We start from the raw sequence: 26,589 nt of genomic DNA on the forward strand, positions 1-26,589 counted from the left end.
GGATTTTGCCGCTATAATTAGTAAGCCGCTTTGAATGGGTAAAAGTGCGTCCCATGGACACCGCCCCCGACAGCGAGCCCGTATTGAAGGAGTTGAAACATATGCACGCAATCATTGAAACCGGCGGCAAGCAGTACAAGGTCGCAGAGGGCGACGTGGTCTTCATCGAGAAGCTGGACAACGAAGCCGGCGACGCCGTGAAGTTTGACCGCGTTCTCGCCATTCTGGATGAGGACAAGGCCACCTTTGGCGCTCCCGTTGTGGCGGGCGCCTGCGTGGAGGCCACCATCGTCAAAAACGGCAAGGGCAAGAAGGTTCGTATCTTCAAGTACAATGCCAAGAAGGGTTACCGCAAGCGTCAGGGCCACCGTCAGCCTTACACCAAGGTTGAGATCGGCAAGATCTCCGTCTAAGGCATGACCACCGTTACGTTCCATATGGAGGGCGAGCGCATCTGCGGATTCGACGCCCGGGGACACAGCGGATACGCCGAAGCCGGGTGCGACATCGTGTGCGCCGCCGTTACCAGCGCTGTGCGTTTGGTAGATGCGACGATTAACGATGTTTTGGGCCTGGCAGCCAGCGTGAAAGTAAGCGAGGCGGACGCGGATATCAGCTTTCGTCTTCCCGGCGGACTGTCCGCCGAATTGGAAGACTGCTGTCAGCCGCTTCTGACGGGCCTGATGGTCTATCTCGCCCAGCTTCACGACGAGTATCCCGAAAATATCGAGGTTTTGGAGGGCTGATCCCCTCCCCATCTAAAACAAGTCTGAAAGAAAGGATGGTTCTTCATTATGCTGAACATTGGTTTGCAATTTTTCGCCCATAAAAAGGGCGGCGGCTCCACCAAGAACGGCCGCGACTCCAACGCCCAGCGTCTGGGCGTGAAGCGTGCGGACGGGCAGACGGTTCTGGCCGGCAACATTTTGGTTCGTCAGCGCGGCACCCACATTCATCCCGGCACCAACGTGGGCAAGGGCAAGGACGACACTCTGTTTGCCACCGCCACTGGCGTGGTTCGTTTCGAGCATCTGGGCAGAGACCGCAAGAAGGTCTCCGTCTACGAGGCGCAGTAACCGAACACCATGGAAGGGCCTCGAACGCAGACGTTCGAGGCCCTTTTTTTAGAACGGGACACACTAGGAAGTATGGCTGATCCGCTCCCGACCTCCGGGACGCGCCGGACGCGGGGAGCTGACCAGCCGACAAGAAAGCGAGGCAGTTTATGGCGTCTTCTTTTATCGATAAGGCCCGCATTACCGTGCGGGCGGGCAACGGCGGAAACGGAGTGGTTTCCTTCCACCGTGAAAAATATGTAGCTGCAGGCGGACCGGACGGCGGGGACGGCGGCAAGGGCGGCTCCGTCATTTTGCAGGTGGACGACAACCTCTCCACCCTGCTGGACTTCCGCTACAAGCGGAAGTATTCTGCCCCCAACGGCATGGACGGGCAGGGTGCGCGCAAATCTGGAAAGGACGGGGCGGACCTGATCATCAAGGTCCCCCGCGGCACCCTGGTTCGGGACGCGGAAACCGGCGAAATTATCAAGGATATGTCCGACGGAGAGGCTTATATCCTCTGCAAGGGCGGACGGGGCGGCTGGGGCAACTCCCACTTCGCCACCCCCACCCGACAAATTCCCCGCTTCTCCAAGGGCGGGACCCCCGGTCAGAGCCACGACATCCTGCTGGAGCTGAAGCTGCTGGCGGACGTGGGTCTGGTGGGCTTTCCCAACGTGGGAAAATCCACGCTGCTGAGCGTGGTGAGCCGCGCCCAGCCCAAAATTGCCAACTACCACTTTACCACTCTCTCCCCGAACCTTGGCGTGGTGTATGTGGGCGAGGGCCGCTCCTTTGTGCTGGCAGATATTCCCGGCATCATCGAGGGCGCCAGCGAGGGCGCGGGTCTGGGCCACGATTTTCTGCGCCACATCGACCGCTGCCGCCTGCTGATCCATGTGGTGGACGTGTCCGGCAGCGAGGGCCGGGACCCTGTGGAAGATTTTGACGCAATCAACGCCGAGCTGGCCCAGTACAGTGCCGACCTTGAGAAGCGTCCTCAGATTGTGGCCGCCAACAAGATAGACGTGATGGAGGATCCGGAAAATCTGGAACGGCTGCGCAAGCACGTTGAAAAGCTGGGGTATCCCCTGTTTGAGATTTCCGCCGCGGCCCATCAGGGCGTGGACGGGCTGATGAACAAGGTGAGCGAGCAGCTTTCCACCTTGCCGCCTATCGTCGTGTACGAGCCGGAGTATGTCCCCCGTCCGCCGGTGATTGACTATTCCCAGCCGCTGGACATTCAGCGCACGGACGACGGCGTTTGGGTGGTGGACGGCCCGTGGCTCCAGCGGCTGATGAGCAACGTGAACCTGAACGACTACGAAAGCCGGATGTATTTCGACAGAACCCTGCGGGATTCGGGTCTTTATCAGCGGCTGGAGGAGATGGGCATTCAGGACGGCGACACCGTTTCCCTCTACGACTACGAATTTGAGTATCAGCGGTAACCCACGCTTTCCGCGCCTGAGGCAGCAAGAGATGTATCACACTTTGGCTTCTTGAGCGGGCTTAACAATGAAAAAGGTCCCCAGCGAGGCCATACCTCGCCGGGGACTTTTAACGTACTCTTGCAAATTTTCGGGCGCAAGTCCGCCGGAAGCCCTCGGCGCACGACCGCCCAAACGGGTTTAAACACGCCGCGCGTTTTTATAACGGTAGGCTCGGCTGCTTACAGCAGCAGCCCCAGCCCGATCACCGTCAATAAATCCTCCGTCTGCCCGCCGGGGCAGTTTAGCGGCAGCTCCTGCGGCTCCACCTGCCCGCCGGCCGGCCGGAGCAACGCCCGCTGCACACACACCACTCCGTCCTGATCCCCCATGCTGGAAAAGGTCAGGCTGTCCCGTGCGGACAGACCGCAGCTCACCACCCGCTCCGCCCGAATCTGCCGGGCAGCGAGGCCTGTCCACTCGCTTGGCAGCAGAACGGTACCGCAGGCACACACTGCCTCTGGCGCATCCGAAAGCCGCCGGCAGCCCGCCACAGAAAGCGCCAGCACTTCCCACCGCTTTTCCGTCAGCGCCCGAACTGTTTCCGGCCGCTCCACTCCCGCCGGAAGAGGCACGGGGGCTGCCGCGCCTCCCCCAAAAAACGCCGCATCCACCATCTGCGCTCCCCCCTCTTTTCAAGTGTTTGCCAAGGCGGCGGGTTTATGCGAAAATTTCTCTCGTTTTTTTTGCTAAGCCGTGTTAGACTGGTTCTAACAATTTGTTTTAAGAGTTCCGAGGTGACTATTTTGCGCTTTTTTGCCCATCTCCATACCGTTAACCATCATCGCGCGCTGGTATGTAAATACTGCTTCCGGTTGGGACTGTACTGGCAAGGCCTAACCCACGACCTGTCCAAATACTCTCCGCAGGAATTTTGGATCGGCGTAAAATATTATCAGGGAGATCGCAGCCCCAACGACGCAGAGCGGCGGGAAAAGGGCTATTCCAGCGCCTGGATTCACCATAAGTCCCGCAACCGCCACCACTTGGAATACTGGACGGACTACGGTCAAAAGGAAGACGGCGACTTTGGCGTGGTGGGGGTGGAGATGCCCGTGAAATACGTGGCCGAGATGTTCTGCGATCGATACGCCGCCAGCCGGATTTACCGGGGCGCGGCTTTTGAAAACGCGGACCCGTGGCGGTTTTTTCAGCATTCAAAATCCCACACGATTTTAAATTCCAAAACCTCTGACCTTCTGGAAACCATGCTGACAAGACTGAAGGACGAGGGCGAGGACGCCGCCTTTGCCTATATCCGGAACGAGGTTTTAAAAAAGTAAATTTTGTACATTTTTTGTTTCAGAAACTGAAAAAGCGAGGGCAGCCAAAAGGTTGCCCTCGCTTTTTAATTTCAGCCCTCTTCCGTCGTCTCCCGGAGTTCCCCGGGTTCACGGCTCTGCGTTAAGAGCGTAAAAATAACTTTTGCCCCAAGGCTGAGCGCATCAGTCTGCATTCCCGTCCATGATCGGTGGAACTGGCAGTCGTCAAAACCCAAACAGCCCAAAAGGCGCCCATTTTCCTTCACTGCACAAAGAAGTATGGAGCGGGCGCTTCGCTCCTCCAGCAACTTTCGGTGTGAGGCGGACAGCGTCTCCCCTTCCCGGCAGAGAAAGATTCCCCGAGCGTCAAAGCTCTGCCGGCAGTGCACGTCCATGCTCCGGCAGCGGATACTCTGCCGAACCGCTCGCAGCGGAGCGACGCCCTCGCCGCACCACTCAAAAGTATTAAAACAATATTCTCCGTCCGCCGAGCTTTCGTAGAGATACACCCGGCTCACATGGAACAGCCGCCCCAGCTTCTCCAGCGCACCGGCCACGGCTTCTTCCGTGCCGCCGGGCAGACGGCAGTCTCGCAAAATTTCACCCAGAATGCGGGATAACCCCATTTGAACGTCCGTCTCCGGGTCAATTTCCGCATAGGGCAACTCCTCAGGCTCTCCTGCTTTGGCGGGAAAGTCCGCTTCGCCCAACACGGCAATTCCTCCGCCGGATTCCTTTGCCTGACAGAGGGCATGTCCGCAGCGCTGAAGCAGCGTCTCGCAGTCCTGTCCGTGGGCCGAAGCCAGCGCAACGCCCACGCTGCACGAAATCGGCCGACCGGAGTATCGCATCACGTTTTCGCATGCGTCCAAAAGTCGGCGCGCCCCGTCCAGAACGGCGCTCTGGGAAAAAACCGACGGCAGGAAGACCAAAAACACATCCCCGCCAATCCGGGCCGCAATCTCACCGTCCCGATACGTCCGCTTCACCACGCCTGCCAGCTCTGAGAGCACTGCGTCACCGAAAATGTGGCCGTACCGGTCATTCACGCGGCGGAAGCCGTCCACGTCCAGCACCAGCATGGCTGCGGTTTCGGATTCCTCCATAGCGGCGAGGCGGATATCAATTCGCTCCCAGGCCACCTCCTTGTGGAACAACCCGGTCAGCCCGTCCCGCTTGGACTGGTCCGCCAGTTCCTGCGCCGCCTGTTTTTCTTCCTCCACGTCCGAAATAACGCCGATCACCCGGCAGGGTCTTCCGTCGCCTCCAAGCTGCACCGCCGCCTTGGCCCGCTGCCAGCGATACTGCCCATCGGCGGTAATCAAGCGAAACTCCGCCTCTTCCCGCAGAGCGCCGTCCCGGATGGACTGAATGGCCCGCTGAATATTTTTCATATCCAGAGGATAAATGCGGGTGCTGCTTTCCAACGCCTTTTGAAGATAGCTCCGGGGCTGATAGCCCAGCTTCAGCTCCCAGTTCCCAGAGGTCAAAAAGCGATCCGTAGCAACATTCCACTCAAAGACAATGCTTCCCTCCCGCTGGGCCGCCACCTGATACCGCTCCAAACACTGGCGCAGATCCTCCTGCACCCGCTTCTGGGCAGTGACGTCGGTCAGCACACATTGAAAATATTCCCGTCCGTCGGCCTCCCGGCGCAGAATGCTGTCCTCCAAAACCCATATCGTGCGCCCGTCGGCGCTCCTCAGACGATATTCCAAATGCAGCTCGCGCCCCACCGCCAACTGCCTGCGGCAATGGGCCATCATCCGGTCCCGGTCCACCGGGTCCAGCAGGCAGACCATGCGGTTTTGAAACCGGGTGGCAAGTGCTTCCTCGGTATAGCCCGTCAGATACAAAAAGCCCCTGTTCATATGGATGACGGTAAGCTCCTGATCGTTTCTGCGCCACACCAGCGCGGCGGGAAGCCTATTATAAAGCGCACTTGGCTTCTCGGATTTCTCGGACGGAAGCATCAGCTCCGCCCTTGTCTCGGCCCGGTCCGTCTCCCTGCGCCACACCGCCAGACCCTGACAGCGCCGGGGATCGTCCGAGCCTAGACGCAGCACGGTGCTGCGGTACCAGACGTATTCCCCGGTGTCCCGGTCCAAAACACGGTACCGCCCGGAATCCTCCAAGGACCCTTCCGTAAAAAAGCGGTGGTACACCCCGTCCACCTGGGACAGAGCCTTCTCCCGATCCTCCGGATGGACGCAGGACTGCACAAACATAACCCCTGCATCATCCATAGTTCTCTTCTGGAGAAATACAGAAAAGTTGTGATCCGCCTGATAGAGCAGGCGATAGCTCCCGGCGTTCCAGTCCAGCTCCAGCACCGTGGCGTTCAGGTGGCGGAAGATTGCGGAAAGCTTGTCCTGACTCCGGGCCGTTCTGGCACCTGCAAAAGCGCGGACGGGACGGGGCATTTCCTCCGCGCCCGCGTCCGCCGGACGCAGCCCGTCGGCATACTTTCGGGCCAGCACAAAAAACTCCGGCTGGGCACTTTTAAAGCACTCCAAAAGCTCCTCGGAAAACGCGCCGCACTCTCCCCGCAGAATCATATCGCTGGCTTCCTCCTCCGGAATCGCCTGCTTATATACCCGGTCTGTGGTCAGCGCGTCAAAGCAGTCCGCCACCGCCACCACCTGTGCGCAGATGGGGATGTTGTTCTCCCGCAGTCCCTCGGGATAGCCCCTGCCGTCCCACCGCTCGTGGTGATACCGGCAGATATTGTAGGCATAGCTTAGATACTCCGGATCGCTCATCCGGTCCAGCCCCGCCAAAATCTCGCACCCCTTGACGGTATGGGTTTTCATCACCTCAAACTCCTCCGGCGTCAGGCGGCCGGGCTTATTCAAAACCGCGTCGGGAATAGCAATTTTTCCAATGTCGTGCAGAGTAGAGGCGCTGGCAATCACATCAATGGTATGTTCATTCATTCCATATTCGGGATGTTCCTGCGCCAACTCCCGCAGCAAAATCCGCGTAAAGCCCCGAATGCGGCGGATGTGCTGGCCAGACTCCAGGCTCCGGTGCTCGATGACGGAGGAAAGACCGTCGATCAGCGCGGTATTGGATTCCCGGATGCGGGCGGCCTGCTCCTCCACCAGCTCCTCCAAATGGAGCTTGTGCCGGTAAAGCTCCACGGCGTTTTGTATCCGCCGCTTGACTGGCCGGGCCTCGAAGGGCTTTATAATAATATCCGTCGCCCCCAGATCAAATACCCGGACCTCACTTTCGGGGGTGTGGTCGGCGGTGATGACGATGATGGGGATGCGGGAGAGGTCCTCATCCCCCGCAGCCTCTTGCAGCACCGCGTATCCGTCCTTCACCGGCATCAGCAAATCCAGCAGCACGGCTGCAATTTTTTGTCGGTTCCGGCGCATCAGCGTCAGCGCCTGCGCGCCGTCCTCCGCTTCTAAAATTTCGTATTCTCCCTCGAACATGGCGGAGAGAATCGCCCGGTTAATCTGCATATCATCCACAAGCAGCAATGTGTTGCAGGTCTGTGTCATCGTCAGTCCCTCCATGCCGGATACAGGGTGCGGACGCTGCCGCCCCTCCGGTCCTGTCGGCTCTGTTTCCTCCGCTGTGTCGTCATGGGTGATCTCCGTTCTATCTCAGTCTTTCATTTCCCCACCGTCCGGAGCGGTCGGCCGGTCTTTGGCGGAGAACTGCAAAAATATTCACTCTTGCATGTTATTTTACTTCAAAACGGCGCTCTTCGCAATAGTTTGCACTGTCTGGTTGACGTAATATTTTCCACTTTTTTGTGCAGAAAATTCCAAAATTCGTAATTTTTATATGAGGACGGCTTTGCGCCGTAAAAATTAAAAAACCGCCCCTGATGAAGCCTTTCATCAGGGGCGGTAATTGGTGCAGACTGTCTCCCGGCTCTCCCAAAACCGCGGAGGCGACTGCCGCACGCGTCAGCCTCCCAAATATGCCTTTTTGATGGCGGGAGACGCCAAAAGCTCGCCGCTTGGGCCGGTGGTTACAATTTTTCCCGTCTCCAGCACGTATCCACGGTGGGCAACGGAGAGGGCCATCTGCGCGTTCTGCTCCACCAGCAAAATAGTGGACCCTGCCTTGTTCAGCCGCTGGATAATCTCAAAGATCTGCTCCACCAGCAGCGGCGCAAGGCCCATGGACGGTTCGTCCAGCATCAAAAGCCTTGGATGGCTCATCAGGGCCCGGCCCATGGCCAGCATCTGCTGTTCGCCGCCGGAAAGGGTCCCGGCCACCTGCCGCCGCCGCTCCTTCAGGCGGGGAAACTGCTCGTAAACCTTCTCCATGTCTCCGGCAATTCCTGCGCTCTTTTGCGTATAGGCCCCCATTTCCAGATTATCTTGAACGCTCATCTGCAAAAATACCCGCCGCCCCTCCGGCACCAGCGCCATGCCACGAGAGACAATCTTGTGGGGCGGAATCTTTCCTAAATTCTCGCCCATGAAGGTCACGGAGCCGGTTTTGCTGTGCAGCAGTCCGGCAATGGTGTTCAGCGTGGTGGATTTTCCCGCGCCGTTTGCCCCGATGAGGGTGACGATCTCTCCCTCGTTCACGTCGAAGGAAACGCCCTTGACGGCGTGAATGCTGCCGTAAAAGACGTTCAGGTCCTCCGCGGATAAAATAACGCTCATGCCCTCACGCCTCCTTCTGTTTGCCGAGATACGCCTCGATCACGGCGGGGTTGGACTGAATATCCTCGGGGCTGCCCTTAGCAATGACGTGCCCGAAGTTCAGCACGCAGATGCCCTCGCAAATGTTCATCACGAGGCTCATATCGTGCTCGATCAAAAGAATGGCAATCTGGAAAGTATCCCGGATTTTCCGGATATTCTCCATCAGCTCCGCCGTCTCCGAGGGATTCATGCCCGCCGCAGGCTCGTCCAGCAACAGCAGGCCGGGATTGGTGGCCAGCGCCCGGACAATCTCCAGCCGACGCTGGGCCCCGTAGGGCAGGGACCCAGCCTTGGCGCGGGCCATGTCCTGCATGTCAAAAATGCTTAAAAGCTCCATGGCCCTGTCGTGGGCCACTTTCTCTTCCTTCCAGAAGCCGGGAAGGCGGAAAATACCGCTCCACATGTTGTAGCTCATGGCGTTGTCCATGCCCACCTTCACATTTTCCTCCACCGTGAGGTTGGAGAACAGGCGGATATTCTGGAAGGTACGGGCGATGCCTGCCCGGTTCACCTGAATGGTGTTCATCCCGTGAGTGTCTTTGCCGTCCAGCAGAATCGTACCCTTGGTGGGCTGATAAACCTTGGTCAACAGGTTAAAGACGGTGGTTTTCCCCGCGCCGTTGGGACCGATAAGGCCCGCAATTTCCGTGCGCCCGATGGTCAGGTTGAAATTTTCAACCGCCTTCAGTCCGCCGAAGGTGACGCCCAGATTGATGCACTCGAGAATGGGGCTTTTGCCTGCGTCCCGGTCCGGGACCATTGCCCCGGAGGGAACGGGAATCAGCTTTGAAAACATATCAGGCGGCCTCCTTTCCGGCAGAGCGCCCAACTTTAAAGCGGGCAAAAAATGCCTTGAGCGCAGGATTGTTGGTAAACAGCATCACCAAAATCAGCACCACCGCGTAGGCCAGCATCCGATAGTCCGCAAACTGGCGCAGCAGCTCCGGCAGAATTGTCAATGCGGCGGCGGCGATGATGGAGCCACGGATATTGCCCATGCCACCCAGCACCACGAACACCAGCACCAAAATCGAGGTGTTAAAATCAAACTTTTTTGCGAGAATCGAGGAGAAATTCATGGCGTATAGCCCTCCTGCCAACCCCGCCAGCACGGCGGAGGTGACAAAGGCCATCATCTTGTACCGAGCTGGGGAAATTCCCACGGACTCGGCGGCAATGCGGTTGTCCCGCAGAGCCATCACCGCCCGACCCGCCCGGCTGTGGACAAAGTTCAGCACCACGGCAAGGGTCACCATGATGAGCAGAAAGCCCGCGGTGAGGGAAGACAGCTTGGAAATGCCCACCGCGCCCATAGGACCTTGCAGCAGCATTTCCCCATCCGCCGCCAGATTCACGGCGGCGGCGCTCATGCCGAAGTGAAGCCCCTCTGCGTCCAGCCCCACATACACGCAGTTCATGATATTTTTAATAATTTCACCGAAGGCCAGCGTCACGATGGCCAGATAGTCGCCCCGCAGCCGCAGCACCGGCACCACAACAATCAGGCTCACCAGCCCCGCCGCCGCGCCGCCCACGGCCATTGCCACGGCCAGACGTACTGGACCTGCGGGAATCCCGCTCTCCAGCGCCGCCGCCGCGATGACGGAGGTGAACGCGCCCACGCTCATAAAGCCCGCGTGACCGAGGCTCAGCTCGCCCATCACGCCCACCGTCAGATTCAAAGACACCGCCATGACGATATACGCGCACACGGGCACCAGCATTCCCCTCATGGAAGAGGTCAGCGCCCCGCCGGAAAGCATCCCCTGCATCAGGGCATACACCAAGATCACCATGGCGTAAGTGATGAAGCTGGAGCGGGTGGAAGGGGCCATTTGTTTCAGTTTTGTAGTCATCCCTTTCACCTCAAACCTTCTCGCGGAGCTGCTTGCCCAAAAGCCCGGTGGGCCGTACCAGCAGCACAACAATCAGCACGCCGAATACGATGGCGTCGGACAGCTCGGTAGAAATATAAGCCCGGGCAAAAATTTCGATGATCCCCAGCAGCAGTCCGCCAAGCAGCGCCCCGGGAATGGAACCGATCCCGCCGAACACGGCGGCGGTAAACGCCTTGATTCCGGGCATGGAGCCGGTGGTGGGAATCAGGGTGGGGTAGGTGGAACACACCAATCCCCCCGCCACGGCGGCAAGTCCCGAGCCGATGGCGAAGGTCATGGAAATGGTGAAATTCACATCGATGCCCATAAGCTGCGCCGCACCCTTGTCCTCAGACACGGCCCGCATGGCCTTGCCCATTTTGGTGCGTCCGGTAAACGCGGTCAGCGCCAGCATAATCACGAGGCACGCCGCCACCGTAATCATGGACACATAGGCAATGTTCAACTGCCCGTCGAACAACGACACGCCCCGCTCCCCGCCAAAGGTAAAGAAGTTGGGGAAAATCTTCGTGTCGGAGCCCCACAGCAGCAGGGCCGCGTTCTGAAGAAAATAGCTCACACCGATGGCGGTGATCAGCACCGCAAGAGAAGGGGCGGAGCGCAGCGGCTTATACGCCAGCCGCTCCACCGTAATTCCCAGCAGCGTGCATCCAGTAATTGCCAGCAGCACGGCGGGCACTGGGTGCCAGCCCAGAGAAGACGCTGTGATAAAGCACAAATAGCCGCCCACCATAATCACGTCGCCATGGGCGAAGTTCAGCATTTTTGCAATGCCATAAACCATGGTGTAGCCCAGAGCAATAATGGCGTAAATACTGCCCAGGCCAATGCCGCCAATCAGATTGGAGAGAATCGTCATAGCAAGAGATACCTGCCTTCCAAAATTTAAAGCGCCGCCGCGCCGGAATTGGCGCGGGACTGCCTTGAAGCGTTCTGGTCAGGAGGTCCCGGCCCGCCGCAGCGGGCCGTATCCTCCCGGCCGGAACGGTGGAAACCGGGAGGCCCCCAGAAGGGGCCTTCCAGTTCTCGCATCCGTGAAGCCGAAAATTACATGGTCACGTAAGCGCCGCTCTCAACCTTCACCACCATGGGGGCCTTGGACACTTCGCCGTTGGCGCCCCAGGTCATGCCGGTGCCGGTCAGGCCGTCCACGCTGAAATCGGAGGCAGTGAACGCGGCGACCATGGCCTCGCACACATCTTCGTGGCTCATCTCGGCGGTCACGCCGGCCTTCTGGCAGGCGGCATAGATGGCGTAGATGCAGTCATAGCCGTCGGCGGCGAACTGGTTGGGCGTCTCGCCGTAGGCCGCCTCATACTTGGCGACGAAATCGGCGGAGGCTGCGTCGGAAGCGTTAAAGGGAGTCATCAGCATCAGGCCCTCGGCGATAGAGGTGTCAAAGCCCTCCATGGCGAGAATGCCGTCCATGCCGTCGCCGCCGAAGAAGATGGGGGAATAGCCCATGCTCTTGGCCTGATTCAGCACCAGAGAGGCGGGAGTATAGTAGATGGGCATGAAGACCATTTCAGCGCCGTTGTTCTTCGCGTCGGCAAGCTGGACGGAGAAATCGGTGTTGGTGTCGTCAGGGAAGGTCGTGGTGGAGACAACCTCCAGCCCCTTGGCCTCGGCCTCGGCGGCAAAGGCGGTGGCAATGCCGGTGGAATAGGCGTTGCCGTTGTTATAGAGGACGGCAACCTTCTTGGCAAGAGCCTTTTCCGCCACATAGTCGGCGGCGGTGACGCCCTGACCGGGGTCGGTGAAGCAGATCTGGAACACGTTGTCCTTGCCCTTGGTCACGTCTGTGGAGGATGCGGAAGGCGTGAGCTGGAAGTAACGGTCGGCATAGGTTTCAGCCGCCACGTTGACACAGGAGCCGGTGGTGGTGCAGCCGTAGAGAAGCTGCATGCCCCAGTCCTGAAGTGTGTGATAGGCGTTGACACCCTTCTCGGGGTCGGCTTCGTCGTCCTGGAAGTTCATCTCAAACTGCATGCCGCCCAGCGCGTTGATTTCATCCAGCGCGATCTGCGCGCCGTTGCGGGTGGCGATTCCGTAAGTAGCGGCTCCGCCGGTAAGAGGTCCGATGCCGCCGATCTTGATGGCGGCGGACGCTGCTCCGGCACCGGAGCCGGAGGCACTGCCGCCGGACGCGGCGGGCGTGGAGGTTCCGCCGTTGCTGCCGCAGCCGGCGAGGGCGGCCATCATGGCAGCCGCGAGGACAAAGCTCAAAACTTTCTTCTTTTTCATCGTTACAATCTCCTTTAAAATTGTTATTCGCGGTAGTTCCGTGGCGGGGACGGGGACCGACGGCCGTCCGGTCCGCTTCCCGCCTCGAACGCTCAGTTTATACAAAAAAGCGGCTGCGCTCCAAGAGCACAGCCGCTTTTCGTAACGAAAATTATGCGGTGACACGTCTCCTGCGCCTATTCACTTTCTCCATAATCAGCAGCCCTACCAGTACCAATACCAGAATCGCCAGCAGCAGGCCTACTACCAGAATGGTGCTAATCAGGCTGACGACAATAATAGCAATAATAATAATGGACGCCGCAATAACGGCGTCCAGAAGGGCAACAATGTTCATATTGGAAGCAGAATCAGTGCAGGGGAAAGAAGCCTCTGCACAATTGGCAGACGCGGTCATATTCGTATGAAAGCGATTGGTAAACATCATAACCGTCAGGCTCCTTTCTAAAAGTTTTTCGACCTCCCCGCTATGGGGGCTCAAATGGGTTGGTCTTATTGTAGCGGCGCAACCCGTGAATGTCAACCGGCAAAACGACAGCAGTTTTCATAAATCAAGCGTTAAAAACCAAAGCATATAGGACGTTTATAACAAAAGCAGCTCTTTTGACCGCAAATTTGTCATACCTCACAGGCGTTGTCTGCTGAGCCGAAGCCACTCTTTTTCGCCGTTTTCTCCATTGGAAAAGCCCGGCTTCGGCCGGGCTTTTCCAAAAAACAGTGTGCTTAATCCGGCACAGTGGGCACGGCTCCGGCGGGAATCGGGCAGGTATACCCCTCCTCCGTGCGGCGGAGAAATTCCGCTTTGGCCTCCTCCAGAATTTCCGGACCGTTCAGAAGGTCGATGGCGGCGGCACACAGCACCTTCCCCGCGTGGACGGCGGCCTTGTGGCCGATGGCGGTTCTGTCGCAGGAGACATTTTGCCAGCTATGGCCCGGGCAGCCATTGGGCCACGCGGCCACGTGAATCTGCGCCGTGGGACACTGCCAGCTCACGTCCCCCACGTCGGTGGAGCCGGGCTTGAATGCCTCTCCCTGATACAAAGGAAGAAGAAATTCGTTCATTGCGCCCCCATTTTTATTACGAAGAGTTTTCACGCCCTCTGCATATTCCGCATTGCAATCGCATCCGATGCCGGGAAGGTAATCCGCGCCGCCATAGGTTTTGGCCAATGCGTCGGCAAAGGTCCGCTCCTCCTCCGTGTGGGTGGGCACACCCAGCGCGGAAAAATTCTCATACAGCAGCTTTTCCAGTGTGTGGTTGGTCACGGTGTCGGCAAGCCCATCAATAAACGTGCGCTCAAAGGTGGTGTCGGTCATCAGCGCCGCGCCTTCGGCAATGCGGTCCACCCGCGCTTGCAGTGCAACCGCCTCGGAAACATGGTTGGAGCGGACCATGTACAGCACCGTTGCCCGGGGCTGGACCACGTTGGGGCTGCGCCCTCCCGCGTCGGTGATGGCATAGTGGACGCGGGCCTTGTCGCTCATGTGCTCCCGCAAAAACTGGACGCCAATATTCATCAGCTCCACCGCGTCCAGCGCGCTGCGGCCCTGCTCCGGGCTTCCCGCCGCGTGGGACGCCACGCCGGTAAAGCGATACTGCACCTGAATGCAGGAGTTGGAGGACCCGGTGGCCACCTCGTTCCGGTCCTCGGGATGCCAAGTCAGCGCCGCATCCAGCCCGCGCCAAAGCTCGTCCCGGGCCATAAACGCCTTTGCCGCGCCGCCCTCTTCGCCCGGACAGCCATACAGCACCACGGTGCCGGGATGCTTCGTCTCCTCCAGATATGCCTTCACGCCGATGGCGGCGGCCATGGCCCCCGCGCCCAGCAGATTGTGTCCACAGCCGTGACCGCAGCCGCCCGGAACCAGTTCTTCCCGATCAAGGCTTCCGCCCTTTTGGGACAGGCCGGACAGCGCGTCGTATTCCGCAAGAATCCCAATGATGGGACGTCCCTCGCCAAAGGACGCGGAAAAGGCCGTGGGAATATTGCAAATTCCCTTTTCCACGGCAAAGCCCTCGCTTTCCAGCGCCTCACAGTACAGCGCGGCGGACCGCTCCTCCTGCAGAGACAGCTCCGCAAATTCCCAGATGGCATCCGCGGTCCGGGTAATCAGTTCCGCCTTTTCATCAATGGCGGCAACCGCCTTTTGCTTTTCATTGCCGATCATTTCATCGCTCCTTTTCCATAGGGCCGCAGCGCCGCCCCATTTTTTCATTTTGCCGCCCAAATCCGTTCCGCAAAAAGCGGTCCATGATGGCGAACCCCCCGCCGGGTCGCCGCGCGGCGGCCCGGCGGGGGGCGTTTCTTTAAAGCACTTTGCTCAAAAAGTCCTGAAGGCGAGGATGCTGGGGATAGCTGAAAATATCCTCGGGACTGCCCTGCTCCAAAAGCTTGCCGTCCGCCATGAACAGCACACGGTTCCCCACCTCCCGGGCGAAGCCCATCTCGTGAGTGACCACCACCATGGTCATCCCCTCCTGAGCAAGGCCCTTCATCACGTCCAGCACCTCGCCCACCATCTCCGGGTCCAGCGCGGAGGTAGGCTCGTCAAACAGCATCACCTCCGGCTCCATGGCAAGGGCGCGCACAATCGCCACCCGCTGCTTCTGCCCGCCGGAGAGCTGAATGGGATACGCCCCCGCGCGGTCCTTCAATCCGACGCGCTCCAACAGGGTCAGGGCCTTTTCCTCGGCCTCGGCCTTCTTCATGCCCCGCACCTTGATGGGGGCCAGCGTCATGTTCTCCAAAATGGTCTTATGGGGAAACAGATTAAAATGCTGAAACACCATGCCCATTTTCTGGCGGTGCTCATCAATATTTAACCGCACGGTCTTCCCCTCCGGCATTTTCATGCGGGACTTCGTGATGTCCACCCCGTCGAAGACAATGGAGCCGCCCGTAGGCGCTTCCAACAGGTTCAGGCTGCGCAGAAACGTGGATTTTCCGGAGCCGGAGGGGCCGATGACCACCATTACGTCGCCCCGGTTGATGTCTACCGTCACGTCGTCAAGGGCTTTAATTGCGCCCTTGTTATAGTATTTTTTCAGGCCTGTGACCCGAATCAGCCTACCGCTTGTCGCCACGGCTCATCCTCCTCTCGAAGTGCGCAATGATCTTGCTGGTGGGAAAGGTCAGACAGAAATAGAGCGCGGCCACCACCAGCAGCGGCTCCAAAATGCGGAAGGAACCTGCCTGCGCCGCTTTCACCGCCGCCATCAGGTCCGCCACGCCGATGGTAAAGGTGACGGCGGATTCCTTGATAATGGTGACAAACTCGTTGCCGATGGCGGGAAGTATGTTCTTGATTGCCTGAGGAAGCACGATGTACCGCATGTTCTGCCCCTGCGTCAGGCCCAGAGAGCGGGCGGCCTCGGTCTGTCCCCCCTCAATGGACTGAATGCCCGCCCGGATGATTTCGGACACATACGCGCCGGAGTTCAGCGCCAGCGCCACCACGCCGGGAAGAAAACGATTCAGCTTTACAAAGCCCAGAATCGTCACCGCGGGCAGGTTAATCACGTCCTTGTGGAACAGCACCTGATACACGATGAACAACTGCACCAGTAAGGGCGTTGCCCGGAAAATCTCCACATAGACCGTGGCGATAAAGCTGACGGGGTTAAACCGGCTGAGAGCAAATAAAAACCCCTGCTCCCGCAGACGGCCCTTCTGGTCCAGCGCCAGAAACCGCAGGGGTCTGATATCGGACATGCGCATGACTGCCAGCACCAAAGCCAGCACAAAGCCCAGTATCACCGTGAAAAAAGAGAGATAAATGGTGCACAGCATTCCTTCCTTGAACATGCCGGAATACTGAAATACGGCCTCAAAGCCCGCTTTGGAGACATTCATCATGGGGCTCCTTTCGGATAATGATGGGGTTGCCAATCCTGTGAACGGCGCAATTCCTCCCCGCCGGAATGGGGGGAGGAATCACGGCTATTACGAATAAATCTCAGCCCGCCTGAGAAGAAGCGGCGGCAGAAGAAGCGCCGTCTTCCAGCAGACCCTGGTGAATGTTGCCGAGGGCCTGCTCGTTGGCAGTGATCACAAACTGGTCCATAGAGCCGTCCGCCAGAGCGGCGGCAATGGCCTCGTTTACACCGGCAAGCAGGGCCGCGTTGCCCTTCTGCACGCCCACGGAGGAGCCCTTCACGTCATAGGGCACATCAAAAGCCACATACAGGTCGGGATAGTTCTTGGCATAGCTCTCGGCCACCACGGTCTCGATGAAACCGGCGTCCAGCTTGCCGCCCAGCAGCTCGGAAATCACGTCCGTCACCTTGGGAAGCTGCACAATATCGGCGTCGGGGGTGTTCTCATCCGCCAGCTTATACTGAATGGAGCCCAACTGTGCGCCGATGGACAAAGAGGGATCGTTCAGCTCCGCCACAGAGGCCCACTTGTCCTTGTTGGCCTGCGTGATAACCAGAGACTGACCACCCGCATAGTAGGTGTCGGAGAAGTCCATGGCTTTCATCCGGTCGGGGTCGGGGCTGAGGCCTGAGATGCCCAGATCCACGTTTCCGGCATTCAGCTCGGCCAGCACGCCGTCAAAGTCCATGGGGACGGGCTCCAGCTCCAGATCCAGATAGTCCGCAATGTATCCGGCAAGCGCCAGATCAAAGCCCGCAAGCTGGGCATTTCCGTTTTCATCGATGGCGTAGAACTCATAGGGGGCGAAATCGGGAGAGGTAGCCACGGTCAGCTTACCGGGAGTCACCGTCTGGATTTCCGCCTCGGCGGAGCCGGAGCCGCTGCCGACGGACCCGGAAGGCGCGGAGGAACCGGCGGACCCGCCGGAATTGCCGCAGGCTGCAAGGGACAGAGCCATTGCAAGGCTCAACGCAAGCGCAAAAAACTTTTTCATCATATTCGCATCCTTTTCCAAAATCTGCTTGCCCGCACAGCGGGCGTTATTCACTCGTTCCGGGGAAAAGAGTTTCCTCCCCGAGGCTTGCTATACCTTATCACGCCGAATGCATAATGTCAATACTTTTCCAGAAAAAATGTATAAATATTTGTTTAATTCCAGCGATTCCTCTAAGGTGTACAGCATTTTCTCTATAATCCGCCCGTCCCATTGTGCGTTTCGACGGCTTCCCGTGTATGCTTTTTGAATTTATGCATATTCTTCTGCATAGGGATTTTTTACCGCTCAAAAGCTCCATTTACGGCCATCTTCCGAATTGCTTAGCGGGGGGCCATCAGGTGGTGCAGGGCGGCGTCCAGCCCATCAATGCTCAAGGGGAACATGGGAATCTCCTGACGGATTCTGCGGATGGTGTGGTTTCCTCTGGTATAGTCCCACCGCTCCTGCGGGACGGGATTCAGCCATACCGTATGGCCAGACTTTTCCGCAAAGCGCCGCAGCCATACGATGCCGGGGTCCTGATTTATGCGGTAATAGTCCAGACTTCCTCCCTGTCTCAAAAGCTCCTCCGGGGCCATGGCCCCATCCCCAACAAACAGGATTTTCCACGAGGAATTCAGCTTTGAAAGCACGCCGCTCGTACCCTCGCTCTCCCTGTAATAACACTCCGGGGTAGTAAATAGATCGTCGTACACGCAGTTGTGGAAATAATAGGTTTTCAGCTCCTTGAAGTGGCTGGCCTCGTGGACCGCGTGGAAAAGTCTTGAACACAGACGGGAATAAGACCACATAGAGCCGCCGGAGTCAAACAAAAGCAGCAGCCGTACGTCGTTTTTCCGGGGCCGGTCAAATTGCAGCTTTAAAAAGCCGCCGCTGTCGCAGGTGGCTTGCACCGTCTCGTCCAGCATTAGCTGGTCCTTGGGTCCGTCTCCCTTTACCGTCAGATTCCGAAGCCTGCGAAACGCCATTTGAAACTGCCGCAGCTCCAACGCCGCGTCCTGTCGGAAATCACGATAGTCCCGCTCCGCCGCCACCTGCACGGCGCTTCTGTGCCGTCCCGGTCCGCCGATCCGTATTCCCGCGGAGTTATAACCCCCGTGGCCGAAGGGAGAAATTCCACCGGTGCCCACCCATTTGCTGCCGCCGTCGTGGCGCTCCGTCTGTTCGGCAAGGCGCTCTTCCAGCATTTTTTTCAGTTCTTCAAGGTTCAACCCGCCGCCAAATTGGGCGTCTACCGCATCCTTGTCAATTTCTCGCTGCGCAGCCGCCTCTGCCAGCCAACTTAAAAATTCCTCCGGCAGCTCCCGGACGGACTCCACATCGTGGAAATACTCCGCAAAGGCCAGATCAAACCGGTCAAAATCCGCTTCGCTTCTGGCTAAAATGCAGCGGGCCAGCCGGTAAAAATCCGTCAGTTGGGAACCGTGCAGCCCCAAGCGCAAAGCCTCCATCAGCGTGAGCCACTCGTTTAAGGATACGTCCAGCCCATGTCGGCGCAGGGCGTAAAAAAATCCCGTAAACATCCGCTCACCGCCGCCCAACGGCGTCCAAATCCTCTGTCTTTTTCAGCAGAACGCCCGCAAAGGGCAGCGTTTTACGAAGCAGCTCCGGGTCCACGCCGCCGATGCTCAGGGCCTGCACCCAATCCAAAAGCTCACTGGTGGAAGGCTTTTTTTGCAGACTGCGGCTCCGGAGGGCGTAAAACCGCTCCAACGCCTGCTCCAGAAGCTGGCTGTCCAATTCGGGATAGTGAGCGCGGACAATCTGCTCCATCATGGGCGCGTCGGGGAAGGCGATATAGTGGAAGATGCAGCGGCGCAAAAAGGCGTCCGGCAGCTCCTTTTCCGCGTTAGAGGTGATGATAACGATGGGGCGGTGCTTCGCCCGGACGATTTCCTTCGTCTCCGGGATATAAAACTCCATTCGGTCCAGTTCCCACAAAAGGTCGTTGGGAAATTCCAGATCGGCCTTGTCGATTTCATCAATCAGCAGGACCACCTGCTCCCCGGCGCGGAAGGCTTCGCCCATCTTTCCCAGCTTGATATATTTCCGGATGTCGTTCACTCCGGATTCGCCAAACTGGCTGTCGTACAGGCGGGCCACGGTGTCGTAAACGTACAGTCCGTCCTGCGCCTTGGTGGTGGACTTGATGTTCCACACCATCAGCTCCATCCCAAGAGACTCCGCCACCGCTTGCGCCAGCATGGTTTTTCCGGTACCCGGTTCTCCCTTGATCAGCAGAGGCTTTTGAAGTGCCCGGGCGATTTCCGCCACCCGCAGCAGCTCCGGCGAGGCAATATAGTCCTTTGTGCTGTTCAGTTCTTTCATAGTTCCTCCAGGTAAAATTTCATTAAAGTTCGGCAAGGGGCTGCCGCAAGATTGCGGCAGCCCCTCTTCTTGACTTTTCACCGCTCGCCGTTCTCCGGCGCAGCGGACTTTTCGTCCCTCCCCGTCTCCTTCTGCCGCAAAATAAGCAAAGCATTTGCGGCGGAACAAGGAGGAGCAAGGAAGCAAAGCGCGGTTTTCGCCACAGGCGGAAACGCAGCGCAGCGGACTTTGCCCTGATGCCGCTTAGCCGAAGAGCTTCAGCAGGCAGCCGGCCGCCACCGCGGAGCCAATCACGCCGGCCACGTTGGGGCCCATGGCGTGCATCAGCAGGAAGTTGGAGGGATTGTATTTCTGGCCCACCACCTGAGACACGCGGGCCGCCATGGGAACAGCGGACACACCGGCAGAGCCGATGAGGGGATTGATTTTGCCGCCGGAGACAACATACATCACCTTGCCGAACAGCACGCCGCATGCAGTGGCGAAGCAGAACGCCATCAGGCCCAAGAAGATGATCTTCAGCGTATCCGCGGTAAGGAAGCGGCTGTATACCGCAGTGGCGCCCACGGAGGTGCTGAGGAAGATGGTAACAATGTTCATAAGGTTGTTCTGGGCGGTATCACTCAGGCGCTCGGTCACACCGCACTCCTTAAACAGGTTGCCCAGCATCAGGCAGCCGATCAAGGGCGCCACAGAAGGCAGCACCAGGCATGTGACAATGGTGACCATGATGGGGAAAACCACCTTCTCCGCCTTGGAGACAGGCCGCATGGTGTCCATCTTGACCTTACGCTCCTTCTCCGTGGTCAGCAGCTTCATAATGGGCGGCTGAATCAGGGGAATCAGAGCCATGTAGGAATACGCCGCGATGGCGATGGCCCCCAGATATTCCGGAGCCAGAATCTTGGTCAGCCAGATGGCGGTGGGGCCGTCCGCGCCGCCGATGATGGCGATGGAAGCGGCCACGTTGGGCGCAAAGCCCAGAATGGTGGCCAGAATCAGCGCCACGAAAATGCCGCCTTGGGCAGCCGCGCCCATGAACAAAGAGGAGGGGCGGGCAATCATGGGGCCAAAGTCCGTCATGGCGCCCACGCCCATGAAAATCAAAGAGGGGTAGATTCCGGTCTTCACGCCGATATACAAAAGGTCAAGCAGACCTCCGTCATGAAGGACGGTTCCATAATCCACGTCCACACCCCAGAATTCCGGATGATACATCTCCGCGCCGGGCAGGTTCGTCAGCAGCATACCAAAGGCAATGCCCACCAGCAGCAGCGGCTCGAACCCCTTCACGATGCCAAGATACAGCAGCACGCAGGAAATGACAATCATCAGCATCTGCCGCCAGTCCATCATCGCAAAGCCGGAGGTTCCGGCAAGGCCGGTGATAACTCCAGTGACTAAATCCATCGGTTAAAGCTCCTTTCCGATTAACCCAGCTGAACCAGCTGGGCGCCGGCGTCAAACTGCTCACCGAGGGTAATGAACACCTGCGCCACCGTGCCCGCGCAGGGAGCCATAATCTCATTTTCCATCTTCATGGCCTCAAAGGTCAAAAGAACCTGACCGGCAGTGACGGCGTCGCCCGCCTTGACGGGAACGGACAGCACCTTGCCCGCCATGGGGGCGGTAATTGTGCCTTCTCCGGCGGCAACGGGAGCGGCGGGAGCGGCCGCAGGCGCGGCAACGGGAGCAGGAGCAGCGGTGGGCGCGGGAGCGGCGGCAGGAGTCACGCTCTGAATGCGGGGAGCAGCGGCGGAAGCGGAAGCGTCGTTCTCAGCCACCTGAACGTCATAAGCCTTGCCATTGACGGTAATCGTGTAAGCTCTCATGTCAATTTCTCCTTAAAACAATATGAATTTTATTTTTATCTGGGGATCAAAAGACGTTCAGTCCAAATCCCGCCGATTGCGGATGAAGGGGTTGCGGCGTCCGCGCTCGTATTCCGCGATGGCCGCGGAGAGAACGGCAATCAGTTCCGCGTCGTCCTGTCTCGGCGCTGCCGCAGGGGCGGCAGCGGGAGCAGCAGGTGCCGAGGAAGCCGCTTTGTCTTTTTTAGCGGCAAAGAATTTGCCGAATGCGGTGATAATCGCAAAGAGCAGCAGCAGGACAACAAATACCACTGCCATACTGACAAGGCTGACGATGCCCGCCACGCCCAGGCTCATACTACCATGGATCATACATTCACCCTAAGAAGCAAACGCTTTCCTTTCTTCGATCATTTGTCTTCTTTTCGGGAGAAGACCTTTCCAAACGCGGTGATAATGGCGTAAAGCGACAGCAGAACAACGAACACCACCGCCATACTGACAAGACTGACGATGCCTGCCACGCCCAAGCTCATACTACCGTGAATCATACATTCACCTCAAGAAGCATCCGCTTCTCTTTCTTATTTGTTCATCAGACGGTCCCAGTCGCGGATGATTCTGGGCGTCATCATGTGGTGGAAGGGGCAGATGGACTCGGGATTCTGATAGGCCGCGCCCACGAACGCACAGATATAGTTGCGCAGCTTGGTCATCTCCACAATCTCGTCCACCAGACCGGTCTTGGCGCAGGAAGCGGGACGGGATTTATCGGTATACTCCTGAATCAGCTCGTTCATCTTGTCGATGGTGGGCTGAATATCCTTCCCCTCCTTCTTGTCCTTGACAAGACGGCGGGAATACATGGCGGCGGCGGCGGTTTCGCCGTGCATCACGTAGATTTCGGTGGCGGCGGTGCCGATGCTGAAGACGTTGCGCGCATTGCCCTGCGGTCCGCCCATGACATAGTGGGCAGCGGCGGTGCCCTTGCGCAGGGTAATCTCCATCTGGGGGACCTTCGCGTTGTGGATGGAGTAAATCAGCGACTGGCCAAGGCCCAGCAGCTCCGCCTTCTCGGCGGGGTCGCCCACATCGATACCGGTGGTATCCTGCATCCACACAATGGGCAGGCGGTCGCGGCCACACATGGTGACAAACTCGCTCATCTTAATCAGGCCCTGACGATACAGCTTGCCGCCAACGCCCACGGAACCGGCCTCGCGATACTCGGGATAGCCGGGAATCAAACCCTGATAGTTTGCCACCACACCGGTGAGAAGACCGTTGATTCTGGCAAGACCGCAGACGATTTCCGGGCCGTAGCCCTTCTTGAACTCCATAAACTCGCTGTTGTCGAACAGGCAGGCCAGCACTTCCCGGATGTCATAGGCACGCTTCTGGTTGGCGGGCACGCGGGTATAAAGCTCTTCGCCCTGATGCGCAGGCTCCATAGGATCCGCCACCCGGAAGAAGTTCTCGTTATAGCCGGGGATGGCGTCCATATACTTCTTGATGGCAGTCAAAACGCCCTCTTCGCCGGAGTAAACCTCGCGGAAGAAACCGGTTTCGCCAAAGTGGATGTGCACCGCGCCGGGAGGATCGATCTTTCCGGCCTTGACGGTGGCGTCGATCAAAGCCTCGGCGGCCTCTTCGTCCACATAGCCCTTGGGATTCATGCCGCCCACGATGCCCGCGCCGCCCACGGCCATGTTGGCCTTCTCATGGGCGATGAGGATGGTAGGGCTGACGGCGTGATAGCCGCCGCCGGCGGGGTTGGTTCCGTAAATGCCCACCAGCACGGGAATACCCATCTGCTCCAGCTCGGCATGGCGGTAGAAAGGTGTGCCGCCGGTGACGCGGCCCGCGAAGACCTTTTCCTGCTCATCCAGCTTCACGCCGGAGCAGTTGAGCACGTACACCAGAGGAATGCGGAGCATCTTGGCAATGTCCGTGGCCCGGGTCAGCTTCAGCGCCTGACCGGGAACCCATGCGCCCGCCAGCTTCTTGTTGTCGGAAGCGATGACCACGGCCCACTTATCCTGAATTTTGCCCATGCCGATCAGTACGCCGGTGGAGCCGTCCTTGTTGTTCTCGGGATTATACAGGCTGTCCAGCGGGCACCAGGTGCCCTCGTCCACCAGAAGATTCACCCGCTGACTGGCTGTCATCTGCCCGGCCTGATTGAGGGACTCGTCGCTGCGGCCTGCGGCCAGAGTGGCCTCCACCTCAGCGTTATACGCGGCTTCGACTTCCCGCAGGGTCTTTTCGTTTTCCTCGTTCGCCGCTTGAAGCGGCGTTCCCAGCTGAGGCATATTCTGGAAATAGGAAGGCATGGAATAGCCAAATGCGCTCATATCGTACCACCTTATCATGTAATTTAGCCGTGGCTGGAAAAGCGGGACGGCAGCCCGGCCAATCGGCCGTCCCGCGCAATTCAAGCTTTTATCTTTTTCTCAGAGGGAAAGCACATCCGCAAACGCCTGAATGGCGGTGCGGGCCTGACCGAAGTCCCGCATCTGCTGGTCCACGCCCAGCTTGATATGGGGAATTCCGGCCTCGTCCAGCGCCTTTTTCAAGGAGGGATATTCCATCTCCTCCGGGTCGCAGAACTGCTGCATAAACAGAACCAAACCCTTGGCCCCGCTCTCCTTCACCAATCTCACCACATGCTCGCCCCGGCGGTTTTCGCTGGAGCTTTCATCGTAGAGCAGCACGTCAAAATCCTGATCGGCAAACTGCTGAGCCAGCGCCTCCATGGGATCGCCCGTTTCCGGCGCGTCCACCCGGAAGGCCCGCGACTCGTGGGCCACGTCGTCGGCAGCGATGGCCACCTTGTTCTCCTCAAAAATCTCCAGCAGCTTGGGATTGTCACAGATGATGCCGGAGGTGACCACCTTTACGCCCTTCCAGTTGCACACGGGCAGGGCCTTCAGTTCTGCATTGAGGGCTTCCAGCTTTTCGGCGTGCTCCGCCTTGGGCATAAACCACGCAGCCCTCAGCACCGAGCTGCGCATCACGGGGGTAATCACGTCGCAGTGGTCGCTTGCAAGCTTCACAAACTCCCGGCGAGCCGCGCGGCTGCGGTTATAGACCTTAATGGTCTCTCGCAGGGCTTCGTCGGTAATCGGTGCGCCGGAGATTTTCTCAAGCTCTGTCTTGATGTGGGTATACTGGTCCATGCAGAACTTCTTGCCGTAGGCGGGTCTGCGGTTCTGGGGATGCGCCAGGAAAATGCAGGGCAGCTTCTCGCTCATGGCAACGCGGATGTTCTGGCTCATGGGGCGCAGAGTGTCGCAGATGGTGGGGGTAATCACGCCGTCCAGCAGGTCCAGTGTGCCGTCCAGCAGCATCTCAAGGTCCAGCTGAGCAATGGTGCAGTAAAACGTGGCGCAGTATTCCTTGGCCTGAGAGATGGTCTTGTTGTTGCTGCCCCACAGGCCGAAGGGCATCATTCCGGCGGCGGCCACCAGCTCCTCGGGTGCGTAATAGGGCATCACGCCAATGCACTTTTTGCCCTCCGCCTTATACTTCTTGAGCTGTTCCTTGGGGCTTTCCGCCACGGCGGCAAACTCCTTTACAATTCCTTCGATGCTCATGCCCTGGCCTCCTTCTGCTTCATGTTCTCCTCCATGGCCTCTACCAGACCCTGTACCCGGGTTTCATACTGGGCCTCGTTGAAGTTTCGGGGATCGGCCTGATCGCCGTCGAACCCGGCGCAGGGCACGCCCAGATCCTTTGTGAAGCGGCGCTGCATCTCGGCCATGTAGCCGGACCAGGGCTTGCAGGAGCGGTTGTAATGGACCAGCACGCCGTCCACCTTATTGTCACGGCAGATGCCCTCGCGCCAATCCACGCCCTGCTCAATGCACACGCTGTTGGGCGCCTTGCAGTAGGCTCTTGCCATGTCGTCCAGATCATCGTACACAAAGCCGAAAGCGGGAGCGTACACCACGGCGGTGACGTTGACACCGTTGGCCTTCAGGGGCTTGAACAGGGTTTTCAGGTTGGGCCAGCAGGGGATGCCCTCAAACATAATGCGATACTTCTCGGGGAAGGGCGCGGTGGTGGTGCCGTTTTTTACGTGCTCCTCCAACTCGGTGGCCAGCAGCTCAAAGGCCTCGGCCGTCTCCACCTTGCCGCGGGCGGTCACCACGTCCGCCATGTGATTGAACAGGTCGAAGCCGCTCATGGGAGAGGGCTTATACTGCAAATAGTCGCACACCTTCAGCCATGCCTTGGCGGTGCGGTTTGCGTTGGCGCAGGCCTGCTCGAACTTCTTCTCGTCGAACTTTGTTCCGGCGATTTTCTCCATCTGGTGAATCGCATCATCAAACTGGCCGCGGATATAGGCCACCTGAGAATCGCTGACGGTGACCTCGTTGTTGTAGGGCACGTCGATCATGATGAGGGGGATGTTGTGCATCCGGGCAATGTTCTCGTACCACTTGGTCATGCAGTTGCAGATGTTGTTGCAGCAGAGCACAAAGTCCGGCATGGGAACGCGGCGGGACTCGTTGGTGGTCTCCACTCCGGCGGAATAGGCAAGGGAAATCCGGGCATAGCCGCAGATGTCCGGGTCATAGCCCAAAGACTCCGCCGCCTCGCACATCCGCTGCCCGTCGTGCTGGGCGCCGATGCCGGCGGCCTGATTCTCCGGATAGACAACCGCCAAGCCCAGGGCCTCAGCAATCTCGCAGGGGAACTTGGACGAGGACCAGCCCACAGGGCGGCCTGCCTCCTTCGCCTCCCATGCAGCGGCGTACACCTTGCTCACCACGTCCCGAAGGGCCTGCGTACCGGGGCTGGCCGGCTTGGGGGCCTTCTTTACGGGAGCCGCCTCTGGGGCGGCTGCGGTGTTCTTTTCGTTTTCAGCCATGAATATATCCTCCGTTTCTCATAAGCTTGCGTTTCTTTTCCTGATATTGCGCCGCGTCCCGGTCGGGA

26 protein-coding genes are annotated in these 26,589 nt (G+C 58.7%); 5 read left to right on the forward strand and 21 right to left on the reverse strand.

From position 1 onward, the window contains the following. Positions 1–101 precede the first annotated feature (101 nt). The 4 genes from rplU (at position 102) to obgE (ending at position 2,509) form a co-directional block, all read left to right on the forward strand. On the forward strand, positions 102–413 hold the full coding sequence (gene rplU, locus RTU96_RS01910; RefSeq protein ID WP_293008740.1) for a 50S ribosomal protein L21: 312 nt from the start codon (positions 102–104) through the stop codon (positions 411–413). Positions 414–416: 3 nt separating this feature from the next. Then, positions 417–746 (forward strand): ribosomal-processing cysteine protease Prp, encoded by a 330-nt coding sequence (locus tag RTU96_RS01915; protein WP_312634648.1) that lies wholly within the window; start codon positions 417–419, stop codon positions 744–746. A 48-nt stretch (positions 747–794) separates the two neighbouring features. Continuing rightward, on the forward strand, positions 795–1,076 hold the full coding sequence (gene rpmA / locus RTU96_RS01920; RefSeq protein ID WP_293008744.1) for a 50S ribosomal protein L27: 282 nt from the start codon (positions 795–797) through the stop codon (positions 1,074–1,076). Positions 1,077–1,225: 149 nt separating this feature from the next. Continuing rightward, the gene (obgE, locus tag RTU96_RS01925; RefSeq protein WP_312634649.1) at positions 1,226–2,509 is read left to right on the forward strand and encodes a GTPase ObgE; all 1,284 of its coding nucleotides are present in this window, start codon (positions 1,226–1,228) and stop codon (positions 2,507–2,509) included. 221 nt (positions 2,510–2,730) lie between these two features. On the opposite strand, the gene RTU96_RS01930 is transcribed toward obgE, so the two are convergent. Beyond that, complete coding sequence (locus tag RTU96_RS01930) at positions 2,731–3,165, reverse strand: hypothetical protein (protein WP_312634650.1); 435 nt, start codon at positions 3,163–3,165, stop codon at positions 2,731–2,733. Between the two features lie 120 nt (positions 3,166–3,285). Here RTU96_RS01930 and RTU96_RS01935 point away from each other — a divergent pair, with 120 nt between their 5' ends. Continuing rightward, entirely contained in the window at positions 3,286–3,831 is a 546-nt protein-coding gene (locus RTU96_RS01935; protein ID WP_397356264.1) for a DUF5662 family protein, read from the forward strand. Between the two features lie 71 nt (positions 3,832–3,902). On the opposite strand, the gene RTU96_RS01940 is transcribed toward RTU96_RS01935, so the two are convergent. From RTU96_RS01940 to RTU96_RS02035, 20 genes are all read right to left on the reverse strand, one after another. Continuing rightward, complete coding sequence (locus RTU96_RS01940) at positions 3,903–7,322, reverse strand: PAS domain-containing protein (protein ID WP_312634651.1); 3,420 nt, start codon at positions 7,320–7,322, stop codon at positions 3,903–3,905. A 414-nt stretch (positions 7,323–7,736) separates the two neighbouring features. Next, positions 7,737–8,438: an ABC transporter ATP-binding protein gene (locus RTU96_RS01945; RefSeq protein ID WP_294855896.1), complete on the reverse strand. Its 702-nt coding sequence runs from the start codon at positions 8,436–8,438 to the stop codon at positions 7,737–7,739. Between the two features lie 13 nt (positions 8,439–8,451). After that, on the reverse strand, positions 8,452–9,249 hold the full coding sequence (locus tag RTU96_RS01950) for an ABC transporter ATP-binding protein (protein WP_312634833.1): 798 nt from the start codon (positions 9,247–9,249) through the stop codon (positions 8,452–8,454). A 37-nt stretch (positions 9,250–9,286) separates the two neighbouring features. Then, on the reverse strand, positions 9,287–10,345 hold the full coding sequence (locus RTU96_RS01955; protein WP_312634652.1) for a branched-chain amino acid ABC transporter permease: 1,059 nt from the start codon (positions 10,343–10,345) through the stop codon (positions 9,287–9,289). A gap of 10 nt (positions 10,346–10,355) precedes the next feature. Next, positions 10,356–11,246, reverse strand: a complete 891-nt coding sequence (locus RTU96_RS01960) for a branched-chain amino acid ABC transporter permease (RefSeq protein ID WP_312634653.1) — start codon at positions 11,244–11,246, stop codon at positions 10,356–10,358. 188 nt (positions 11,247–11,434) lie between these two features. Then, positions 11,435–12,631, reverse strand: a complete 1,197-nt coding sequence (locus RTU96_RS01965) for an ABC transporter substrate-binding protein (protein WP_312634654.1) — start codon at positions 12,629–12,631, stop codon at positions 11,435–11,437. Positions 12,632–12,782: 151 nt separating this feature from the next. Further along, positions 12,783–13,058 (reverse strand): hypothetical protein, encoded by a 276-nt coding sequence (locus RTU96_RS01970; protein ID WP_312634655.1) that lies wholly within the window; start codon positions 13,056–13,058, stop codon positions 12,783–12,785. A gap of 296 nt (positions 13,059–13,354) precedes the next feature. Then, on the reverse strand, positions 13,355–14,848 hold the full coding sequence (locus tag RTU96_RS01975) for an amidohydrolase (protein WP_312634657.1): 1,494 nt from the start codon (positions 14,846–14,848) through the stop codon (positions 13,355–13,357). 91 nt (positions 14,849–14,939) lie between these two features. Next, positions 14,940–15,698: an amino acid ABC transporter ATP-binding protein gene (locus RTU96_RS01980; RefSeq protein WP_397356322.1), complete on the reverse strand. Its 759-nt coding sequence runs from the start codon at positions 15,696–15,698 to the stop codon at positions 14,940–14,942. Between the two features lies 1 nt (position 15,699). Next, positions 15,700–16,485, reverse strand: coding sequence for an amino acid ABC transporter permease (locus tag RTU96_RS01985; RefSeq protein ID WP_397356268.1), 786 nt, complete (start codon positions 16,483–16,485; stop codon positions 15,700–15,702). A 103-nt stretch (positions 16,486–16,588) separates the two neighbouring features. Then, entirely contained in the window at positions 16,589–17,503 is a 915-nt protein-coding gene (locus RTU96_RS01990) for a transporter substrate-binding domain-containing protein (RefSeq protein ID WP_312634662.1), read from the reverse strand. 323 nt (positions 17,504–17,826) lie between these two features. Then, on the reverse strand, positions 17,827–19,029 hold the full coding sequence (locus RTU96_RS01995; protein WP_312634663.1) for a VWA domain-containing protein: 1,203 nt from the start codon (positions 19,027–19,029) through the stop codon (positions 17,827–17,829). Between the two features lie 4 nt (positions 19,030–19,033). Continuing rightward, positions 19,034–19,834, reverse strand: a complete 801-nt coding sequence (locus RTU96_RS02000; protein WP_312634664.1) for a MoxR family ATPase — start codon at positions 19,832–19,834, stop codon at positions 19,034–19,036. Between the two features lie 243 nt (positions 19,835–20,077). Then, the gene (locus RTU96_RS02005; protein ID WP_312634665.1) at positions 20,078–21,244 is read right to left on the reverse strand and encodes a sodium ion-translocating decarboxylase subunit beta; all 1,167 of its coding nucleotides are present in this window, start codon (positions 21,242–21,244) and stop codon (positions 20,078–20,080) included. 20 nt (positions 21,245–21,264) lie between these two features. After that, a complete protein-coding gene (locus RTU96_RS02010) occupies positions 21,265–21,666 on the reverse strand; it encodes a biotin/lipoyl-containing protein (protein WP_312634666.1) in 402 nt (133 codons plus the stop codon). 57 nt (positions 21,667–21,723) lie between these two features. Next, positions 21,724–22,017, reverse strand: coding sequence for an OadG family transporter subunit (locus RTU96_RS02015; protein WP_312634668.1), 294 nt, complete (start codon positions 22,015–22,017; stop codon positions 21,724–21,726). 38 nt (positions 22,018–22,055) lie between these two features. Beyond that, on the reverse strand, positions 22,056–22,196 hold the full coding sequence (locus tag RTU96_RS02020; protein ID WP_294855834.1) for an OadG family protein: 141 nt from the start codon (positions 22,194–22,196) through the stop codon (positions 22,056–22,058). Positions 22,197–22,229: 33 nt separating this feature from the next. Next, positions 22,230–23,999 (reverse strand): carboxyl transferase domain-containing protein, encoded by a 1,770-nt coding sequence (locus RTU96_RS02025; RefSeq protein ID WP_312634669.1) that lies wholly within the window; start codon positions 23,997–23,999, stop codon positions 22,230–22,232. A gap of 99 nt (positions 24,000–24,098) precedes the next feature. Continuing rightward, positions 24,099–25,241 (reverse strand): (R)-2-hydroxyglutaryl-CoA dehydratase subunit beta, encoded by a 1,143-nt coding sequence (hgdB, locus tag RTU96_RS02030; RefSeq protein ID WP_312634670.1) that lies wholly within the window; start codon positions 25,239–25,241, stop codon positions 24,099–24,101. Beyond that, complete coding sequence (locus tag RTU96_RS02035; protein ID WP_312281541.1) at positions 25,238–26,521, reverse strand: 2-hydroxyacyl-CoA dehydratase; 1,284 nt, start codon at positions 26,519–26,521, stop codon at positions 25,238–25,240. The genes hgdB and RTU96_RS02035 overlap by 4 nt, the downstream gene beginning before the upstream one ends. Between the last annotated feature and the right edge of the window lie 68 nt (positions 26,522–26,589).

The organism is Oscillibacter sp. (assembly GCF_032018205.1).
In the GTDB taxonomy this organism is placed as follows: domain Bacteria; phylum Bacillota; class Clostridia; order Oscillospirales; family Oscillospiraceae; genus Oscillibacter.

Bases quoted from the DNA above. Each gene is read 5' to 3' on its own strand.
- rplU (WP_293008740.1), top strand. From the start codon at position 102: ATGCACGCAATCATTGAAACCGGCGGCAAGCAGTACAAGGTCGCAGAG.
- RTU96_RS01915 (WP_312634648.1), top strand. From the start codon at position 417: ATGACCACCGTTACGTTCCATATGGAGGGCGAGCGCATCTGCGGATTC.
- rpmA (WP_293008744.1), top strand. From the start codon at position 795: ATGCTGAACATTGGTTTGCAATTTTTCGCCCATAAAAAGGGCGGCGGC.
- obgE (WP_312634649.1), top strand. From the start codon at position 1,226: ATGGCGTCTTCTTTTATCGATAAGGCCCGCATTACCGTGCGGGCGGGC.
- RTU96_RS01930 (WP_312634650.1), bottom strand. From the start codon at position 3,165: ATGGTGGATGCGGCGTTTTTTGGGGGAGGCGCGGCAGCCCCCGTGCCT.
- RTU96_RS01940 (WP_312634651.1), bottom strand. From the start codon at position 7,322: ATGACACAGACCTGCAACACATTGCTGCTTGTGGATGATATGCAGATT.
- RTU96_RS01950 (WP_312634833.1), bottom strand. From the start codon at position 9,249: ATGGTCCCGGACCGGGACGCAGGCAAAAGCCCCATTCTCGAGTGCATC.
- RTU96_RS01955 (WP_312634652.1), bottom strand. From the start codon at position 10,345: ATGACTACAAAACTGAAACAAATGGCCCCTTCCACCCGCTCCAGCTTC.
- RTU96_RS01960 (WP_312634653.1), bottom strand. From the start codon at position 11,246: ATGACGATTCTCTCCAATCTGATTGGCGGCATTGGCCTGGGCAGTATT.
- RTU96_RS01965 (WP_312634654.1), bottom strand. From the start codon at position 12,631: ATGAAAAAGAAGAAAGTTTTGAGCTTTGTCCTCGCGGCTGCCATGATG.
- RTU96_RS01970 (WP_312634655.1), bottom strand. From the start codon at position 13,058: ATGATGTTTACCAATCGCTTTCATACGAATATGACCGCGTCTGCCAAT.
- RTU96_RS01975 (WP_312634657.1), bottom strand. From the start codon at position 14,848: ATGAAAAAATGGGGCGGCGCTGCGGCCCTATGGAAAAGGAGCGATGAA.
- RTU96_RS01985 (WP_397356268.1), bottom strand. From the start codon at position 16,485: ATGAATGTCTCCAAAGCGGGCTTTGAGGCCGTATTTCAGTATTCCGGC.
- RTU96_RS01990 (WP_312634662.1), bottom strand. From the start codon at position 17,503: ATGAAAAAGTTTTTTGCGCTTGCGTTGAGCCTTGCAATGGCTCTGTCC.
- RTU96_RS01995 (WP_312634663.1), bottom strand. From the start codon at position 19,029: ATGTTTACGGGATTTTTTTACGCCCTGCGCCGACATGGGCTGGACGTA.
- RTU96_RS02000 (WP_312634664.1), bottom strand. From the start codon at position 19,834: ATGAAAGAACTGAACAGCACAAAGGACTATATTGCCTCGCCGGAGCTG.
- RTU96_RS02005 (WP_312634665.1), bottom strand. From the start codon at position 21,244: ATGGATTTAGTCACTGGAGTTATCACCGGCCTTGCCGGAACCTCCGGC.
- RTU96_RS02010 (WP_312634666.1), bottom strand. From the start codon at position 21,666: ATGAGAGCTTACACGATTACCGTCAATGGCAAGGCTTATGACGTTCAG.
- RTU96_RS02015 (WP_312634668.1), bottom strand. From the start codon at position 22,017: ATGATCCATGGTAGTATGAGCCTGGGCGTGGCGGGCATCGTCAGCCTT.
- RTU96_RS02020 (WP_294855834.1), bottom strand. From the start codon at position 22,196: ATGATTCACGGTAGTATGAGCTTGGGCGTGGCAGGCATCGTCAGTCTT.
- RTU96_RS02025 (WP_312634669.1), bottom strand. From the start codon at position 23,999: ATGAGCGCATTTGGCTATTCCATGCCTTCCTATTTCCAGAATATGCCT.
- hgdB (WP_312634670.1), bottom strand. From the start codon at position 25,241: ATGAGCATCGAAGGAATTGTAAAGGAGTTTGCCGCCGTGGCGGAAAGC.
- RTU96_RS02035 (WP_312281541.1), bottom strand. From the start codon at position 26,521: ATGGCTGAAAACGAAAAGAACACCGCAGCCGCCCCAGAGGCGGCTCCC.